The organism is Pseudanabaena cinerea FACHB-1277 (genome assembly GCF_014696345.1).
Lineage (GTDB): Bacteria > Cyanobacteriota > Cyanobacteriia > Pseudanabaenales > Pseudanabaenaceae > Pseudanabaena > Pseudanabaena cinerea.
The window spans coordinates 12,890-29,986 of the sequence record NZ_JACJPY010000056.1; the positions used below are offsets into that span (position 1 = coordinate 12,890).

Sequence of the window (17,097 nt, forward strand, 5' to 3'; positions counted from 1 at the left end):
AATGTCCGCAGTTAATCAGCAAGAAGTTTTAGCAAGCTTTAAAGTTTTGGTGAGTATGGCAAAAGCCGATGGCAAATTGCTCGAAGAAGAGTTTGCTAGTCTCGCCGATACCTTTGAAGAAATTCATCTTCCCGAAGGTGTAACGGTCGACACTCTGCTTAATGCCGAAGATGAGCCTATCGATACATTACTTTCCCAAATTACTAGCGACATCGCGCAGGAAGTGGTTTACCAATCAGCATACGCGATGGCAAATATTGACGGAGAATGTAGCCCTGAAGAAAAGGCACTCCTAGACAAGATTGGTACAACCTTTACTAATTCCAAAATGTGGGGTAAGCAGGAATGGCTAGAAGCCCTAGAAAAGCGATCGCAGCAATCGCCCATCTCAACGCAGGTTAGCCAAATTGATGATCCTGCGAGAAGGGCGATCGAAGTGGATAACGCTATTACCGATACCTGTTTTCTCAATGCAGTATTAGGTGCTTTTCCATTACCAGGCATTGCGATCGCCTTTGATATGTTGATCTATTGGAATCAACTGGATCTAGCTCAAGCCATCGGGCAAAGTTGGGGCTACGATCGCAACCAAGCCGATTTTCGCAAAGCCATCTTTGGCAGTCTTGGCATTACAGGGACAAGAATTGCTGTCAGTAACCTCGCTAAGCTTGTGCCTGTATTTGGCATGGTGGTCGGCGCAACTACCGCCTATGCCAGTACTTGGGCGCTAGGTAAGGTTGCCAATGAATATTTTGCCTCTGGGGGCGAAATGGATGCGTTCAGCTTGCGTCAGGCATTTAAGAAGGCAAAGCAAGAAGGTGAAACGATCTACAAGTCTAAAGCAGAGGAAATTGCGGCTAAGAAGAAGGCGATCGAACCCCAAGTGCAGTTGCTCAATGAAGAGCTAAAGGCGGGAACAATCACGCCCGAAGAATACCAAGTAAAGCTCAAGGCTCTTTTATAATTCTCTTTTATAATTATTTATAATTATAGAGTTGCGGTGCAAAGCGCCGCAACTCTTGTTTTTTTAGGTTAAACGCATCATGATCAAACTCTATGGCGGTGCTAGAAGCCGCGCCTCGATTGTTAGGTGGTATTTAGAAGAATTGAATGCTCCCTATGAGTTTCAATTATTGGACATGAAAGCTGGGGAACACCTGCAACCTGATTTCTTAGCAATTAATCCTTTTGGCAAAGTACCTGCGATCGCCGATGGTGATTTGCAATTATGGGAGTCGGGCGCGATCTTGCTATATCTCGCAGAAAAATTTGAGCAGATTAATAGTATTGAAGATAAAGCGATCGCTTCACAATGGGTACTATTTGGCAATTCCACCTTGGCGACAGGGCTATTTGTGGCAGAAAGCCGCGAAAAGGAGACTCCAAGATTGCTGAAGGGACTCGATCAAGTTTTGGCGGGTCAATCACATATCACAGGCGATCACTTCACCGTAGCGGATGTGGCAGTGGGTTCAATTTTGGGCTATGGCATCTTAATGTTGCAACTATCCTATGCCGATTATCCCAACTTAGCCGCCTATGTCCAACGCATTAGCGATCGCCCCGCTTACAAAAAGGCGATTTTGGGCAGTTAAGAAAGACAGTGCGGCTTTGCCGTGCTGTCTTTTTTTGAGTTTTGATACAGCGCTTTGCGCTGTGTTGTAAAATGCTAGGTTAACAAAGCTTAATACAAGACGCTAGATCAACCCATGCAAGCAGCCGTAAAAATTGAAAATCTCAGGAAAACCTATGGCGATACTATTGCTGTTGATGGCATTTCGCTGAATGTTGCTCAAGGGCAGATCTATGGATTGCTGGGACCAAATGGGGCTGGCAAAACCACAACTATGCGTTGTATTTGCACCTTGACCCGCCCTGACTCTGGCATGATTGAAGTAGCTGGCGCAACGGAAGTGAGGGCAATCCGCGATCGCCTGGGTTATGTGGCGCAGGAAGTGGCACTCGATAAGGTCTTGACAGGGCGGGAATTGCTGAAATTTCAAGCGGCGCTCTATCATATACCCGCCAAACAAATCGGCGATCGCATTGAATATGTATTGGATCTGTTGCAATTACAACCTTACGCCGACAAGCTTTCTGGCACATATTCAGGGGGCTTAAAAAAACGACTAGACCTCGCCGCAGGATTGCTCCATCAGCCTGCGGTATTGATTTTAGATGAGCCAACCGTGGGGCTAGATATTCAAAGTCGGCTTGCCATTTGGGAATTTTTACGCAAATTGCGAACCTTGGGGGTAACGGTTTTAGTTTCTAGCCATTATCTCGAAGAAATTGATGCCCTTGCCGATCGCGTTGCCATTATCAATCGCGGCAAAATTATTGCCGAAGGCACAACCGATGAACTAAAAAATAAGGTGGGTGGCGATCGCATCACGATCAGGATTCGTGAGTTTGCCGAATTTCAGGAAGCGGAAAGGGCGCAAAAGATCTTGCAACAACTGCCCATCGTCCAAAGCATCACGATCAATCCTGCCCAAGGCAATGCGGTTAACTTATTTGTGACCCCAGAGCCAAATGCAATTATGGAGATCCAAAATATGTTGGCGGCGGTGGATATTGAGGTGTTTAGCCTATCGCAATCGCGTCCTAGCCTTGATGATGTCTTTCTCGCCGCCACAGGGCAAACAATACTCGATGCTGAAATTGCCCAAGCAGAACTAGCGATCGCCAATCGGGGTAAGAAAAAGAAATAGGCTAATAAAAACTTGGCAACCTGATGGATTGACAAATCTTGCTAGAAGCAGAAGCAGGCAAGATGCCTGCGCTACAGGGCGATCGCCAAAAACTGCGCCACCCTTTCTAGATCCTTGTCCCCTGCGGAGCGCTCCACCCCACTCGATACATCTAAGCCATCGGCAGCAACTTGGGCGATCGCCTCTGCCACATTCTCAGGGGATAGCCCTCCCGCCAACCACCAAGGACATTTTGGCTGAAAGCTTTGCAGCATTTGCCAATTAATGGTTTTGCCCGTGCCACCATGCAGATGCGGATCGTAAGCATCAAGGAGAAGCGCATCGACATGATCTGTAAATAGTTGCGCTTGGTTTAGTCCTGCATCGTCCTTAACCCGCAAAGCCTTAATGATTTTGATATTAAACAAATCCTGATTAATTAATTGCGATCGCAAATCCTTACAAAATTCTGGCGACTCATCACCATGCAACTGTACCGCCGTTAGTCCTGCATAACTGACCGTTTCGCAAATTTCGGCGATACTCGCATTAACAAATACACCAATAAAATCGGGTAGCATTTGATCAGTCTGATTTGCCATCATCCTAGAGGTAATCGCCGCGATCGCCTGCTTATCAATATATCTAGGCGACTTGGCAACACAAATAAAACCAATGGCATTTGCCCCCATGTTGGCGATCGCCATCGCCTGATCCAGCTTGGTTAACCCACAAATTTTGATATATCGATTACGGGTTTTGTCGATTATAGTCCGATCCGTCTTGCAATCCGTCATGATCAAAGTCACAGAAAGTACAAAAAGTATAGTTAACCCATCCTATCCAAATTTTATGCAGTTCCATCGCTCAAATTCTCCTGCAAATTCGGCAACAAATTCTTCGCGCACCAAAAAAATGCAATCACACTCAAAGCTACGCTCAGGTTCATTATTATTAGTGGCGATCGCAATCGCTTGCCTGACACCCATCTCCCCCGCCCATGCTTCTCTATTTGATGGTCCTGTTGATCGTTTACCCTCAGTTCAGCGCGACTCCTTGCGTAAGGGGCAACCCGTCGTCACAGGCGATAACGGCAAATATGTCGCCCGCATCTTGGTCACTGCCTCCGCCGCTCAAGTTTGGCAAGTACTTACCGACTATGCCAACCTTGAGCGATTCATCCCCAATATGACCTCTAGCAAAATTCTGGAAAATCGTGGCTCTCGCAAAGTAATTGAGCAGGTTGATTCGCGCCAAGTATTTTTAGTAACCATTACCTCACGGACGAAGTTAGCCATTCAAGAAACCGAGCGCCGCCAGATTGATTTTCGCCTATTAGATGGCGACCTCTCCAAAATGGAAGGATATTGGAAAATCGAACCCGTTTCATCGATTCCGCGCCGCCCCCCCAATCAAATCTTGATTACCTATACAGTCAATGCTCAGCCTAGTAGCTCTACGCCGGCTGAAGCTTTTTATACCATTTTCAAAGAAGCTTTGGGTGACACCTTAAAGGCAATTAAGACAGAAGTAAAGTCTCGATTTTCTTAAAACTAGTCCTATGAACAACCTTTGATGCAGAGTCGTGGCTGCGACCTCGTTCATGCCCCTCAGTTTGCGCTGGCTGAGCGATGTCAAAGCCCATCTCAACTCATTTCTAGCCGTTGCCATTGCCAAAGGCGATGGGGTTTTATATTGGGGATTCTGTTGCAGGCGGAATGATATCTAGGGATAGTTCTAACTGATCGCTTGGCTCTTGATCGGCGATCTCCTCAACTTGGCAACCCTCAGGATCTTCCATATCTACAGCAATATCTTGAGTGTTTTGATCAACCCCGAAAACTTCTGGTGCTGTAACCTCTAAGGTGCTTGCTGTATTGATGGTCTTCATATGGCTAAAATCACTGATTTCTGCAATAACTCTCTCGTCTTGCTCGGATTGTGATTTATTTGCCGCTAATCTAATTTTGTTAGTTATCTCAATATTATGCTCAGCGATCGCCACCGCATTTTCAGGGATAATTTCAGGGATAATTTCAGGAGCAGGTTCAGAAGTAGTTGCAGTACTCGGCGAAGTTTGGGGATTTTCCTTGACGGATAACGCATCTAGGGCAGCCTCAGCAGATTGATCCATCTCTAAGGCAATCAGATCAATTTGCGGCTCTGGCTTTGGCTCTGGAGCTGCCTGATCAAACAAAGAAACCAAGTCTGGCAACTCCTCACGAATCGTGAGAATAGGCAAATTGGCAATTAGTGCCGTCATCCGCTTATCAGACTCGAGACGAATATCTAAGGCACTTTCATCTAGTTCCACATACTTAGAAACTACGCGCATAATTTCATGGCGCATATTATCAAATACTTGTGGCTCGATCGCTGCTCGGTCATGAGCCAAAATAAACTTAAGGCGCTGCTTAACCTTTGTGCCACTAGGTACATTGGATCTTTGAAAAAAGCGATCGAGCAATGTGGAAATCATCTCAAACCTCAGGAATTACCAGTTATCCAGCTTGTCAATTTGGCAAAGAACCCTTTTGGTGGCACTTCTAGATTTAAAAATTCCACCTCCTGCCCCTCCAGTCGCCTTGCCACATTTTCATAAGCAGTGCCAGCAAGGGAAGGCTTGTCTGACAGTACCAATGGTTCCCCTTTATTTGTGGAAACGATCACCTGTTCATCATCGGGAATCGCGCCGATCAACTTCACAGATAAAATATCCAAAACATCTTCGATGCTCATCATGTCGTTGTTTCGCACCATCGCAGGGCGAATACGATTGAGAATTAATTTAATATCGGTGATTCGATTCGCTTCGAGTAGCCCTACTACACGGTCAGCATCCCGCACCGCCGAAATTTCGGGAGTGGTGACGATGATTGCCTCCTTTGCCCCTGCGATCGCATTTTGAAAACCTGACTCAATCCCCGCAGGGCAGTCGATTAGCACATAATCAAAATAGCGACTGAGTACTTCTACCAAAGCCTTCATATGGGCAGCAGTGATCACTGTCTTGTTTCTTGTCTGTGGAGCAGCAAGCAGCGAAAGGTTGGGCTGGCGCTTATCCTTGACCAAAGCCTGATCAAGCTTGCATTCCCTCGCGATTACCTCTAGAGCAGTGTAGACAATACGGTTTTCCAAGCCCAAAAGGAGATCAAGATTTCGCAACCCAAAGTCAGCGTCTACTAAGACTACTTTGCGACCAAGTTTGGCGATCGCCATGCCGAGATTGGCAGAAGATGTCGTCTTGCCGACTCCACCTTTACCTGAGGTGACAACGATAATGCGACTCATGTTTACGAATTACTGATTAGCAAAGGACAGAGTATCAGGAAATATTAGCGCTTATTGGTACTATTGCTTAACTTTTGCGGAATAATCTAGCGCCTTGACAATTTGAATGGCGGGAACGCCCTGTTGGCTGACAAAGGCAACTTCTGGACAAAAATAGGTGCTGGGGCTTTCGACACGGGCAATGAGACTACCAATGCGGATTTGGGTGGCATCTAGATGGCAAGCCATGACTATGGCTTGAGCATTGCCCTTTACCCCCGCATGAGCCATGCCCTTGAGCTTGCCACAGACAATCACATCTCCCTCAGAAATGAGTTCAGCCCCTGCATTTACATCACCAAACACAATGATGCTGCCCGAATGCCGAATTTCCACACCCGATCGCACGGTCATTTTGATATACAAGGGGTCATCGGCGGGTGCGTCAGGGATCGGATTAAAGCCAAGCAGTTCGGTAAATGTGGAACCCTGCTCCACACAAAAGCCCATACTGGCGGCATTGACGGCGGTTTGACGGCGATTGGTTACGATGCAATGCAATAAAAGTTGGTAGTTTTGCAATGCCTCAAATAATTCTTGCAGTTGTCTGGTATCGAGCAAGCGATCGCCTGCTTGCAAATATACTTGGGTGCGTGGCTTCCAATCATGCCCACTGCCTTTCATGCGCTGCTCTAGCTGCGATAGAATCTCCTGCCAATTCAGCACTAGGGACTCGCCCTGCTCCTCCGTATTTAGAGTATTTCTCAGATCATCCTCAGACTGCGGCGAGGAGCGATCACTATTGCCAAACATTTGGATTAACTTTGCTGACTCATCTTGGGCAACCTCTTGACTACCTTGATGCTGTCCAAACTCTCGCCTCGCCCTTTTCTCACTAGGCAGCAGCAAATTTAATTTGCCATCGAGGGTCTTAAACCGAACTTGGAATATTTCAGAATCTTGTGGGGCTGATGGCGAAGCCTTGGCAGGTTTGACGGGTATAGGCTTGAGTTCACCACCCTCCACATCAGCGATTGTTAATGGGGCAGGGATATAGCCCCTAGGTTCATCATGATCCTGTGTGACGATGACTTCGGGCATTTCCGCCGATGACAAGTCTTCGGCATTTGACTTGAACCTTGGCGCAGAAAGTGGATTTGACTTCACAGCAATTAGACGCTCATTTACATTTTGGAAGCTAGCTGACAATTATAGGACTCAGGCAAAAAGCTTTAAGACTCTTATGTTACCTTGGAGGAAATTCATGAATTGCTCCCACGGTAAAACATCATTTGCGTAATTCCTAAATTAGCAAAAATTATAGTCAAAAATATAAAACAAGGGGCTTAAGCCCCTTGTTCTAGTTAGTTTTATGCTGAAGGTAGCAATTGAAGATTATTTTCAGCACCACTTAGCGCATTCTGTTCAATCACTTTGACCTTGCCATCATCATCGACATCCACCGTCACCGAAGCGCCTTCACGGACTTTGCCCGTAAGGATTTCTTCAGCCAGGGAGTCTTCGAGGAGACGCATGATCGCCCGACGCAATGGACGCGCCCCATAACTGGGGTTGTAACCTTCCTGCACAAGTAAATCTTTGAAACGCTCGGTCACGGTCAAGACGATATCCTTAGCAAGCATACGCTTGAAGAATTCGTTGAGCATGAGGTCGGCAATTTCCTTGACTTCGGGCTTGGTCAATTGGCGGAAGACGATAATTTCATCGAGACGATTGAGGAACTCAGGGCGGAAGTATTGCTTCAGTTCTTCATTAACCAGCGATCGAATCCGTGAATATAGTCCATCTTCTTGATTAGCGGCAAAATCAAAGCCGAGTCCACCGCCACCTTTTTCAATGACCTTAGAGCCAACGTTGGAGGTCATGATTAAGAGGGTGTTCTTAAAGTCAACGGTACGTCCCTTAGAGTCGGTCAAGCGACCATCTTCTAATACTTGCAATAGCAAGTTGAAGACATCGGGGTGCGCTTTTTCGATTTCATCGAACAGTACGACAGTGTAAGGCTTGCGACGCACAGCTTCAGTGAGTTGACCACCTTCGTTATAACCAACATAGCCAGGGGGCGAGCCGATCAACTTGGAAACGGTGTGGCGCTCCATGTATTCGGACATATCAAGGCGGATCATCGCATCTTCAGATCCGAAGAAATAAGCGGCGAGAGCCTTAGTTAGCTCCGTCTTCCCAACGCCTGTCGGACCTGAGAAGATAAAGCTAGCGATCGGGCGATCGGGACTCTTGAGTCCGACACGGGCGCGACGAATGGCACGAGAAATTGCTTTCACTGCTTCATCCTGACCAATCACACGACCATGGAGGGTTTCCTCCATTTGCATCAGTTTCACCGATTCTGATTCGGTAATCTTGAGAACAGGTACGCCTGTCCAAGAACTGACGATATAGGCAATATCTTCTTCAGTCACCCGAATTTCAGGAGCATCTTCACCGTTGGCAGTCTCAGCCTTTTTAGTTTGGCTGAGGGCGCGGATTTGCTGCTTTAGATCAATTTCCTTGTCGCGCAGTTCCGCAGCCTTGTCAAAGTCTTGCTTGCGAACGGCATCATCTTTATCCTTGAGGGTTTGACGCAATTCTTTATCAAGTTCTTTGGCGGCAGGAGGAAGCTGCGAGTTGATTAAACGCACGCGAGAACCAGCTTCGTCAACTAGATCGATCGCTTTGTCGGGCAGGAAGCGATCGCTGATGTAGCGATCGGAGAGCTTGGCGGCAGCAACTAGGGCTTCATCATCAATCTTGAGTTTGTGATGTTCTTCGTAGCGTTGACGTAGACCGATCAGGATTTCGATGGTTTCTTCGACACTAGGCTCGCCCACCATGACTGGCTGGAATCGGCGCTCTAGGGCAGCATCTCGCTCAATGTGTTTGCGATATTCATCAAGGGTGGTTGCACCAATGCACTGCAATTCGCCACGAGCAAGGGCTGGTTTGAGGATGTTAGCGGCATCGATCGCGCCTTCTGCCGCGCCAGCGCCGATTAAGGTATGCACTTCATCGATGACCAAGATCACATTGCCTGCGGTACGGATTTCTTCCATGATCTTTTTGAGGCGTTCCTCAAATTCACCACGGTATTTTGTACCCGCAACTAGCAAACCGATATCAAGAGTGACAACCCGCTTTTCTTGCAAAATGTCAGGGATATCACTGTTAATAATGCGTTGCGCTAAACCTTCGGCGATCGCGGTTTTACCAACACCTGGTTCACCAATTAGGACTGGATTGTTTTTGGTGCGGCGACCGAGGATCTGAATCACGCGCTCAATTTCTTTTTCCCGCCCAACAACAGGATCGAGTTTGCCATCTTGGGCAAGTTGGGTCAGGTTGGAGCCGAACTCATCGAGGGTTGGGGTTTTGGTGCGTCCACCGCTACCGCCACCTGCGGATACTTCGGCAGTCTCTCCGAGCATTCTGATTACTTGGGTACGAACTTTGGATAGATCAACCCCAAGATTTTCTAAAACTCTAGCGGCGACACCTTCGCCTTCGCGAATTAGTCCTAGCAATAAATGCTCAGTACCGATGTAGTTATGCCCTAATTGACGAGCCTCTTCTAAGGACAACTCTAGGACTCTTTTAGCACGAGGCGTGAAAGGAATTTCGACTGCGACAAAACCAGAGCCGCGTCCGATGATCTTTTCAACCTCAATGCGAGCGTCTTTGAGGTTTACACCCATGGACTTAAGTACTTTGGCGGCAACGCCAGTTCCTTCTCCGATTAGGCCCAATAGAATTTGCTCTGTGCCGACAAAGTTATGACCGAGGCGGCGAGCTTCCTCTTGAGCCAGCATGATGACTTTAATTGCTTTCTCTGTAAAGCGTTCAAACATGGCGTTTCCCCATACTTTGCTGCGTTCTGGTTAAAGTTAATACTAGCATAGCCCTAGCAGCATTCTGTGTGTACGGTTCTCTCTCCTTTTATACGAAAGTAGCAATATCTCTCTTTGGGTGAATCTTCTGCTTTTGAGGACTTTTAGAGGTTATTTGTCTTTTAAATGACAGATTAAAAATTTGCGATCATGTATTTACCGCCGTTGGCAATAAATTTTGAGAACCGTCACAAATAAATACTGCAAGTAAACACTGCAAGATAAATATTGCGAAATGGATTGAGACTGCAAAATAGACAGTGAAAATCGTTAAGATCGGGCTTCAACCATATGTTTGTGCTTGTGATGGGCGATGCCAGACCGCACGGCATCCACAAAACGACCAACCCGAATCGGATCGATCGCCTGCTGAATCTGCCCATTGCGCTTGAGGGAACTGGAGACAATTACGCCATCGGCATATTCCATCAGTTGAGAAATATTGTCCCATGTTGCCCCAGAGCCAACTAGTAAAGGGGTGCTGCCACAGGCCAATTTTGCTTCGTGCAGATCGTCAATTGTGGGTGGGTTGCCTGTCGCCCAACCCGACAAAATGACAGCATCGGCAAGCCCGCGATGGATCGTGTCATGGACGGCGGCGGTGATCTGCGGTACTGAGATGGGCTGAGCGTGTTTGACTAAAACATCGGCAAATATTTTCACATCAACGCCCAGTTCGCGGCGGTAACGTAAAAGCTGAAAGGCATCGCCCTCAATCACGCCTTGATCGGTTGCCATCACTCCCATCAGCACATTGACGCGAATAAATTGAGCGCCCACACAGGAGGCGATCGCCAATGCACTATGACCGTCATTTCGCAAGACATTAATGCCGACAGGGATGCCAACCATTTGCTTGACCCGATGCACCACTAGGCTCATGGCGCTGACCACCGCAGGGTCAACTCGATTTTTGGTGAATGGGGCATCAAAAAAATTTTCCACAATAATACCCTGTACTCCCCCTGCGGCGAGTGCAGTAGCCTCTTGTTCAGCCCGATCAATCACCTCTTTGAGACTGCTTCCCCAGCGCGGTGAGGTGGGCAGAGGTAAAAGATGGATTACTCCAATTACGGGTTTTGGTGTATCAAATAGAATATTTAAATCCACATGCGTGATGTTTATAAAATATTAACAAGAAAAATCAACAAAAAACGAGGGTGATTAACTAAGAAAATTTTGTTCTTAGCTTTTAATTTAACTCGCTTATGGGTGCATCATTTTATCGTGAATTCGATCGCTTCATAGTAATTACCATTATTTGTGACAATCACTGTCATCCCCTTACCGATCTGTTTTATTGGTTCTATGACTAATCCCACTCTCAAGGCTGCTGGTGATGCCGCCAACCTGACGGATATATTGATCCTATCCAATGGTCCTGGCGAATTGACCACATGGGTCTATCCTTTTTTGCAGGCCTTGGTGAAATTGACGACTGAGTTGGCGACTGAGACGGCAAAGCCTTGTATGCGTATTTCGATCGCCCTTTCGCCTTGCCAAAATGCCAGTGGGCAGGAGGTGCAATTGGCGCAAAGTTTTCCCTTGGTCGATCGCGTATTGCCTGAGGCGCAATTTTTTGATTTTTTATTGTGGGGCAGAACTCCCGCTTGGCAATGGTCGAAACGGGGGGTTGTCGTTTTTTTGGGGGGGGATCAGTTTTTTGCGGTGGCGATCGCGAAGCGATTAGGCTACAAAACTGTAATCTATGCCGAATGGGAGGCCAGATGGTTGCGCTGGGCTGACTGTTGGGCGGTGCGAAATCAGGCGATCGCGGCGAAAATTCCTGCCCAATTTCGGGACAAGGCTGAGGTAATTGGTGATTTGATGATGGATGCGGCACAGCCTCAAGACTTGCAGCAATATTGGCAACAACGGGGCGATCGGGCTGACTCGCGCCCACTAATTTGTTTTCTGCCAGGCTCTAAGGGTCACAAATTACGGATTGGTGTGCCGCTAGTGGTGGCGATCGCCGATATTTTGCAGCAATTGCGTCCCGAAATCCAGTTTGCGATCGCCCTTGCCCCCACAACTAGCCCTGAGGCACTTGCTGCCTATGCTCAAAATCCTTTTCCAACTGACGATAGCCAAGGGGCAACCGCAAGTTTAGCGGGTGAACAGTTATTGACTCGCAAAGGCACAATCATCGATATTTATCGCGAGTTTCCTGCCCATGCTCTCATTCAACGCAGTCAACTCTGTGTCACGACCGTGGGCGCAAATACTGCCGAGTTAGCTGCCCTACACCAACCGATGATCGTGCTGTTGCCAACTAATTATTCAGATATGAAAGTTGGTTGGGATGGCTTAGTGGGGTTATTAGCCACAGCGCCAATCCTTGGCAAATTGCTATCGAATACGATTAACTCGATTTTAATTTCCCAAATTCAACGGCGCGGACAATTGTTAGCTTGGCCAAATATCTGGGCAAAGGCGGCGATCGTGCCAGAATTATTAGGAGTGCTTACTCCCACCCAAGTCGCTGAGCAAATTCTGTATTACCTTGATCGGCCTGATGAACTGGTCAAAATGCGCGATCGCCTCAAGACTGTATGCGGCGAAGCAGGAGCCGCCACCAAACTAGCGCAGATCGTGTTACATCGTTTAGCGCCGACTGAAGATGCCGACTTGAAGATGCCGAAAGATGTTTGAGAGGTGCAAAGTGCCGATCAAACATTTAAAAATCTAAGCCGTTTTGGGCTTTGGCATTACCGCCTTCTGCCCTGTATCATTAAATTACATTAAATCAATAGTTATTTCCTCACCGTGAATTTCCTGACGCAATCTCAACAAGACTGTTACCAAAAAGTCGCGGGCTGGTTGCCTGAGATTTGCGATCGCGTATCTATCCCGATCGCTGACAAACCGATGTTTAGTGTGCAAATTGGCTCAGCAACTGTCCTTGTGGAAATTCGCCATACGGAGACGCTAGACGAAATTATTTATATCTGGGCATATGTTGCAACCGAGGTTGAGACTAGACCAGACCTATTACGCTTTCTGCTCAGACAAAATTATGACTTTCGGTTTGGGGGCTTTAGCATGGCAGATGAGGGTGATATTCGCTTTCATGTCACGCTGCTTGGCAATAACTGCGATGCCAATGAATTTAAGCTAGCCCTAACGGAAGTGCTAGAAAGCGCTGATCATTTCGATGATCAAATTGTGGAACGTTGGGGCGGTCGCCGTGCCACCGATACTTTATTCAATTAGCGCCTATGTTTCTGCCATTGCCTAAAACTAGTCGCGATCGCCACCCTCAGCACATCGCCGAAGTGGTTGCCACCGCCACAACAGAATTTTTGGCGCAATGTTTAGATCCTGACAGTCTGGATTTTCCTGTGATGCCCGCCTTTGGTAGCTGGGTGAAATCACAACAGGATGAGCAAAGCCATATTGTCACCTATGGGGTGGTCTATCATGCCACTACTGCCCCCATAGATTCGATCCATCGGGCGGTGGCAATGGGGCTGAGCCTTCAGGAATTGCGCGAACAGCAACCCCAAATTTTTGCCATGCTGCGCTCCGAAATTAAGGTGGTGCTATTGGGGTTTGTCTCAGTTGGCAATGTCTATCAACATTTACCCGCACAACCGCCGCAAATCCATCAAGCGGTCTTCGCTTGCCAACAGGAGGAAATCGAAGTATTTACCGATGAGTTAAATTTTTTGCGAACCTTGGTACAAATGACCAATGCTCCCGTTGATGAACTGATTGCGGCAGTATTACGCAATGTCTATCAAGCAAGAAAATGCGATCGCAACTGGCTAGTTCAGGCGGGACGCAAACTGAGCATTTTACTTAAGGATGATTACGATCGCCTCGGCGCAATTTTGGGGCAGGTGCATCCTTAACACCAAATTAAGAAACGGCTTCGCCGTTTCTTAATTTACAGGCAAGCCCTTACAGGTACTTGGCGATCGCCCAAATAATCTTTAATTTCAGCAATTGATAGCTCGCCATAGTGCAGCAAAGAGGCTAACAACGCCGCTTCAGCTCGCCCCTCGGTCACTGCTTGATAAATATGTTCACAATTACCCGCGCCCCCAGAGGCAATTACAGGTACTTCCACCAAGTCGGCAGCCTGACGGGTAAGCTCTAGGTCATAGCCCGCCTTAGTGCCATCGGCATCCATACTCGTTAATAAAATTTCCCCTGCCCCGCGCTTGACCACTTCCTGCACCCACCATAACGCATCGATACCCGTATTTTCGCGTCCCCCTTTCACATAGACATCCCAACCCTGATTGAGGGGATCATTGCGCCGCCTTGCATCGATCGCAACGACAATACATTGATTGCCAAAGCGATCGCTACTGCGATTAATCAAATCAGGATCACTTACCGCCGCCGAGTTCATACTTACCTTGTCCGCCCCTGCTCTTAATAAATCACGAATATTATCCAGAGTTCGCACACCACCGCCAACGGTGAGGGGGATAAACACCTGCTCTGCCGTGCGATAGACCACATCTAAGATCGTGTCGCGATTTTCATGGGAGGCAGTGATATCTAAAAACACTAATTCATCGGCTCCCGCAAGGTTATAGATCTGGGCTAATTCCACAGGATCGCCTGCATCCTTGAGATCCACAAAGTTGATGCCCTTAACAACTCGACCAGCCTTCACATCCAGACAGGGTAATATACGCTTCGCTAACATGATTTTGATTACTCGCTCTTAGGGGTTAGTATAGCTGTCAGCCGCCCTATATCAAGCGCTTTACGCTCTGCTAAATTAAAACTTGCGACAAACCAGAATCTAACTTATGCAGAATCAAGGTCAAATCTTAGAAAACTATAGCCAACAGCATCCTCAAGAAGTGCTAGTCGTCAAACTAAAAATTGATGATGAACTGGACGAAGTGATGATCTTTAAAGGTTTCTCTAGCTCATTGATGCGATCGACTGCCTTTGATCCTGATGTGCCAGTAATCAGCGATCGCGCCGAAATTCTCACTATTGATCGCCTCGCCGCCCCCTATAAACCTCAAAGCCCGCAATATATCCAACAAGCAATCCCTTGGAAGGATTTTCAAGAAAGGATTTGCAACAATTAATCGGCTTATCGGCGAAGTTAATCTGTGACAGCATTTTCTAATCGTCTGATTGAGAGTTGTATATGCTCTGAGTCTGCCTCACAGCCAATAAACTTGCGCCCCAAGGACAAAGCGGCAACGCCCGTGGTTGAGGAGCCTGAAAATGGATCAAAAACTAGATCATTCAGGTTTGTACTTGCTCGCAGACATCTTGAAATCAATTCGATCGGCTTTTGAGTTGGATGTTTGCCATGGGTTTTTTCGTTTTTTGCGGGAGCGCCCATTCTCCAAACATTTTTCATCTGGCGATCGCCATTTTCCGTTTTCATTTCTTCATAGTTAAAAACGTAGCGATCTTTGCCCTTACGCGCTTTGGTTGCCCATAGGATTAGCTCGGTGGAATGGGTAAAGCAGCGACAACCTAAATTTGGCGGTGGCGCAGGTTTTTCCCAAATAATATCGTTAAGAATCCGAAAGCCAAGCTGTTGCATGGCAAAGCCCACCGATGGATAAACATGGAGCGTACCTGTCACCCAGATCGTTCCTGTTGGTTTCAGCAGACGATAACAAGCTGCTAACCATGTTCGGTTAAATTCATGGTCTAAATCTGCTCCCTGACTACGATCCCATTCGCCTTTGTTGACCTTTGCCATGCGTCCATTGACACAGGTGATGCCATCATTGGAAAGGTTATAGGGTGGATCAGTCCAAATGCAATCTACGCTTTCAGCAGGTAGATCAGCCATGAGTTTCAGGCTGTCACCATAATATAAATAGGAATTTTGATCGTTTGTCCACACCAATTTGGGAATATCGGTTTTTACCTCATGAGGGGCATTTTTTTTGGGTTTTATCTGTGCGGTCATGAGGTTTATTGATTGGACTTAGATCAAGATTGACCTCTATTGTATGTTAGTGGGCGATCGCTAGGTTGAGCGCGAGGGCTGTAAAGTAATTAGCTATGCCAAACCGAAAAGCCCTTTGAGATTGTCTGATTTGATCCGAGATTGGGCAAGCAAAAATGGTTTTCTTCGTTGATTAGTTTCAAGAAATTATCGGCGATCATAAAGTTAAATAATTATTAAGCGATCGGTGTATGACACATCATTAGAACGTACAATGCCAGAGATTCTTGAGCTGAGTTGATAGGCGATCGCTTGCCGCTTAATTAAGCCGTTAGATCGCAATTATTAGCAAAGGTCTTGCAAAAAAGCATATGTCTCTCATAAAATGATGTTGTGTCCTTGACTTTAGATAAGTATTTAGGCTTTGGAGTTCTATTAATGTGGTACTACATTCAAGATGGATTTGAAAAAGGCCCAGTTACCTTAGAAGAAATAAAATATCTAATTTCTCAAAAAATAGTTGGGTCAGGAACTTTTGTATGGCAGAGTGGTATGAAAAGTTGGGTTACATTAAGAGAGACTGAACTTGGTGACATTCTCCCCCGTGATACACCTCCCGCTTTTGAAGGAAACACTCCTCCCCCGATTCCTAATTCAACATTTTATGAAGGAAGAGATTACAACAGAGTAAGAGATTCAGATTTAGATCGAAATATCGCTAAGTTTTTCTTTGATTTTACTTACAAAAGGCAAATATCAGAAGCAGTTGGCTTTCATATTAGTCACGTCATTCTCAGTCTAATTATTGGAGGTATAGTTGGTGGAGTCCTTGGTAAGTCAGGTGCGGGATATGAAGTTATCGTTGTTATTTCAATAACGTTTGCACTTATTTATTCATCTCTAATAACAATTTTGATCATACATCAAAAAAAATTATCCTCAAGTTATTATATGCTTGCTGTTCTGGCTGGAATGCTAGCTTTGATATCTGGTACTATAGGAGGCTTGGTTCCCGCAGCAATTCTTCTTACAAAAAGGGGAGCATCGTGAATGCGATAGCCTCGCGTAGGGGGGGGTGCGATCCGTTTAGCGAGAAACACGGTAAGGAATGAAAATTTATTAAGTTGTGCAATTAGCCTACTAATGAAATAGCCTGATATGGCGTTAAAAACCGAATGCACGAGTTATTTATTTTTCATTCCTAACCAGTCCGCAGATAACCGCTAGAGTGCGATCACCGATCTTGTAGTGCGATCGCTGGTTTACCCGAAAAGCTTGATGGTTATATAATTTGTATATAGACTGTGTAGAAAAGGAAACAAACAGCCATGAGTCAAGCACAAATCAC

At 46.5% G+C, this 17,097-nt stretch carries 17 protein-coding genes; 9 read left to right on the forward strand and 8 right to left on the reverse strand.

The window, feature by feature from the left end; genetic code table 11:
* Position 1 precedes the first annotated feature (1 nt).
* The 3 genes from H6F44_RS15525 to H6F44_RS15535 all read left to right on the forward strand — a co-directional run bounded on the left by H6F44_RS15525 (position 2) and on the right by H6F44_RS15535 (position 2,714).
* Entirely contained in the window at positions 2 to 964 is a 963-nt protein-coding gene (locus tag H6F44_RS15525; protein ID WP_190351940.1) for a hypothetical protein, read from the forward strand.
* Between the two features lie 79 nt (positions 965 to 1,043).
* Positions 1,044 to 1,595 (forward strand): glutathione S-transferase family protein, encoded by a 552-nt coding sequence (locus tag H6F44_RS15530; RefSeq protein WP_190351941.1) that lies wholly within the window; start codon positions 1,044 to 1,046, stop codon positions 1,593 to 1,595.
* Between the two features lie 114 nt (positions 1,596 to 1,709).
* The gene (locus tag H6F44_RS15535; protein WP_190351942.1) at positions 1,710 to 2,714 is read left to right on the forward strand and encodes an ABC transporter ATP-binding protein; all 1,005 of its coding nucleotides are present in this window, start codon (positions 1,710 to 1,712) and stop codon (positions 2,712 to 2,714) included.
* Between the two features lie 71 nt (positions 2,715 to 2,785).
* On the opposite strand, the gene H6F44_RS15540 is transcribed toward H6F44_RS15535, so the two are convergent.
* Positions 2,786 to 3,490, reverse strand: a complete 705-nt coding sequence (locus H6F44_RS15540; protein WP_190351943.1) for a phosphoribosylanthranilate isomerase — start codon at positions 3,488 to 3,490, stop codon at positions 2,786 to 2,788.
* Between H6F44_RS15540 and H6F44_RS15545 the strand changes: the two genes are divergently transcribed.
* Positions 3,489 to 4,244 (forward strand): SRPBCC family protein, encoded by a 756-nt coding sequence (locus H6F44_RS15545; RefSeq protein WP_242016603.1) that lies wholly within the window; start codon positions 3,489 to 3,491, stop codon positions 4,242 to 4,244. The two genes, H6F44_RS15540 and H6F44_RS15545, sit on opposite strands and share 2 nt — an antisense overlap.
* A gap of 139 nt (positions 4,245 to 4,383) precedes the next feature.
* On the opposite strand, the gene minE is transcribed toward H6F44_RS15545, so the two are convergent.
* The 5 genes from minE to btpA all read right to left on the reverse strand — a co-directional run bounded on the left by minE (position 4,384) and on the right by btpA (position 10,975).
* Positions 4,384 to 5,172, reverse strand: a complete 789-nt coding sequence (gene minE / locus H6F44_RS15550; RefSeq protein ID WP_190351944.1) for a cell division topological specificity factor MinE — start codon at positions 5,170 to 5,172, stop codon at positions 4,384 to 4,386.
* Between the two features lie 8 nt (positions 5,173 to 5,180).
* Positions 5,181 to 5,984 (reverse strand): septum site-determining protein MinD, encoded by an 804-nt coding sequence (gene minD, locus H6F44_RS15555; RefSeq protein ID WP_190351945.1) that lies wholly within the window; start codon positions 5,982 to 5,984, stop codon positions 5,181 to 5,183.
* A gap of 60 nt (positions 5,985 to 6,044) precedes the next feature.
* Complete coding sequence (locus tag H6F44_RS15560) at positions 6,045 to 7,172, reverse strand: septum site-determining protein MinC (RefSeq protein ID WP_190351946.1); 1,128 nt, start codon at positions 7,170 to 7,172, stop codon at positions 6,045 to 6,047.
* Between the two features lie 161 nt (positions 7,173 to 7,333).
* Entirely contained in the window at positions 7,334 to 9,826 is a 2,493-nt protein-coding gene (locus tag H6F44_RS15565; protein WP_190351947.1) for an ATP-dependent Clp protease ATP-binding subunit, read from the reverse strand.
* A 309-nt stretch (positions 9,827 to 10,135) separates the two neighbouring features.
* Positions 10,136 to 10,975 carry a photosystem I biogenesis protein BtpA gene (gene btpA, locus H6F44_RS15570; RefSeq protein WP_190351948.1) on the reverse strand — a complete coding sequence of 280 codons (840 nt, stop codon included), beginning with the start codon at positions 10,973 to 10,975 and terminating at the stop codon, positions 10,136 to 10,138.
* A gap of 198 nt (positions 10,976 to 11,173) precedes the next feature.
* Here btpA and H6F44_RS15575 point away from each other — a divergent pair, with 198 nt between their 5' ends.
* The 3 genes from H6F44_RS15575 (at position 11,174) to H6F44_RS15585 (ending at position 13,719) form a co-directional block, all read left to right on the forward strand.
* Positions 11,174 to 12,517, forward strand: a complete 1,344-nt coding sequence (locus tag H6F44_RS15575) for a glycosyltransferase family protein (protein ID WP_190351956.1) — start codon at positions 11,174 to 11,176, stop codon at positions 12,515 to 12,517.
* A 114-nt stretch (positions 12,518 to 12,631) separates the two neighbouring features.
* Complete coding sequence (locus H6F44_RS15580) at positions 12,632 to 13,078, forward strand: T3SS (YopN, CesT) and YbjN peptide-binding chaperone 1 (RefSeq protein WP_190351949.1); 447 nt, start codon at positions 12,632 to 12,634, stop codon at positions 13,076 to 13,078.
* Between the two features lie 5 nt (positions 13,079 to 13,083).
* Positions 13,084 to 13,719, forward strand: a complete 636-nt coding sequence (locus tag H6F44_RS15585) for a hypothetical protein (RefSeq protein WP_190351950.1) — start codon at positions 13,084 to 13,086, stop codon at positions 13,717 to 13,719.
* Positions 13,720 to 13,754: 35 nt separating this feature from the next.
* Here the strand turns inward: H6F44_RS15585 and hisF are convergent, their stop codons facing one another.
* Positions 13,755 to 14,528 carry an imidazole glycerol phosphate synthase subunit HisF gene (gene hisF, locus H6F44_RS15590; RefSeq protein WP_190351951.1) on the reverse strand — a complete coding sequence of 258 codons (774 nt, stop codon included), beginning with the start codon at positions 14,526 to 14,528 and terminating at the stop codon, positions 13,755 to 13,757.
* A 106-nt stretch (positions 14,529 to 14,634) separates the two neighbouring features.
* On the opposite strand from hisF, the gene H6F44_RS15595 reads away from it, so the two are divergent.
* Positions 14,635 to 14,925, forward strand: coding sequence for a DUF7734 family protein (locus H6F44_RS15595; protein WP_190351952.1), 291 nt, complete (start codon positions 14,635 to 14,637; stop codon positions 14,923 to 14,925).
* A 17-nt stretch (positions 14,926 to 14,942) separates the two neighbouring features.
* Here the strand turns inward: H6F44_RS15595 and H6F44_RS15600 are convergent, their stop codons facing one another.
* The gene (locus H6F44_RS15600) at positions 14,943 to 15,770 is read right to left on the reverse strand and encodes a DNA-methyltransferase (RefSeq protein WP_190351953.1); all 828 of its coding nucleotides are present in this window, start codon (positions 15,768 to 15,770) and stop codon (positions 14,943 to 14,945) included.
* 378 nt (positions 15,771 to 16,148) lie between these two features.
* On the opposite strand from H6F44_RS15600, the gene H6F44_RS15605 reads away from it, so the two are divergent.
* Positions 16,149 to 16,799 (forward strand): DUF4339 domain-containing protein, encoded by a 651-nt coding sequence (locus tag H6F44_RS15605; RefSeq protein ID WP_190351954.1) that lies wholly within the window; start codon positions 16,149 to 16,151, stop codon positions 16,797 to 16,799.
* The last annotated feature ends 298 nt before the right edge of the window (positions 16,800 to 17,097 follow it).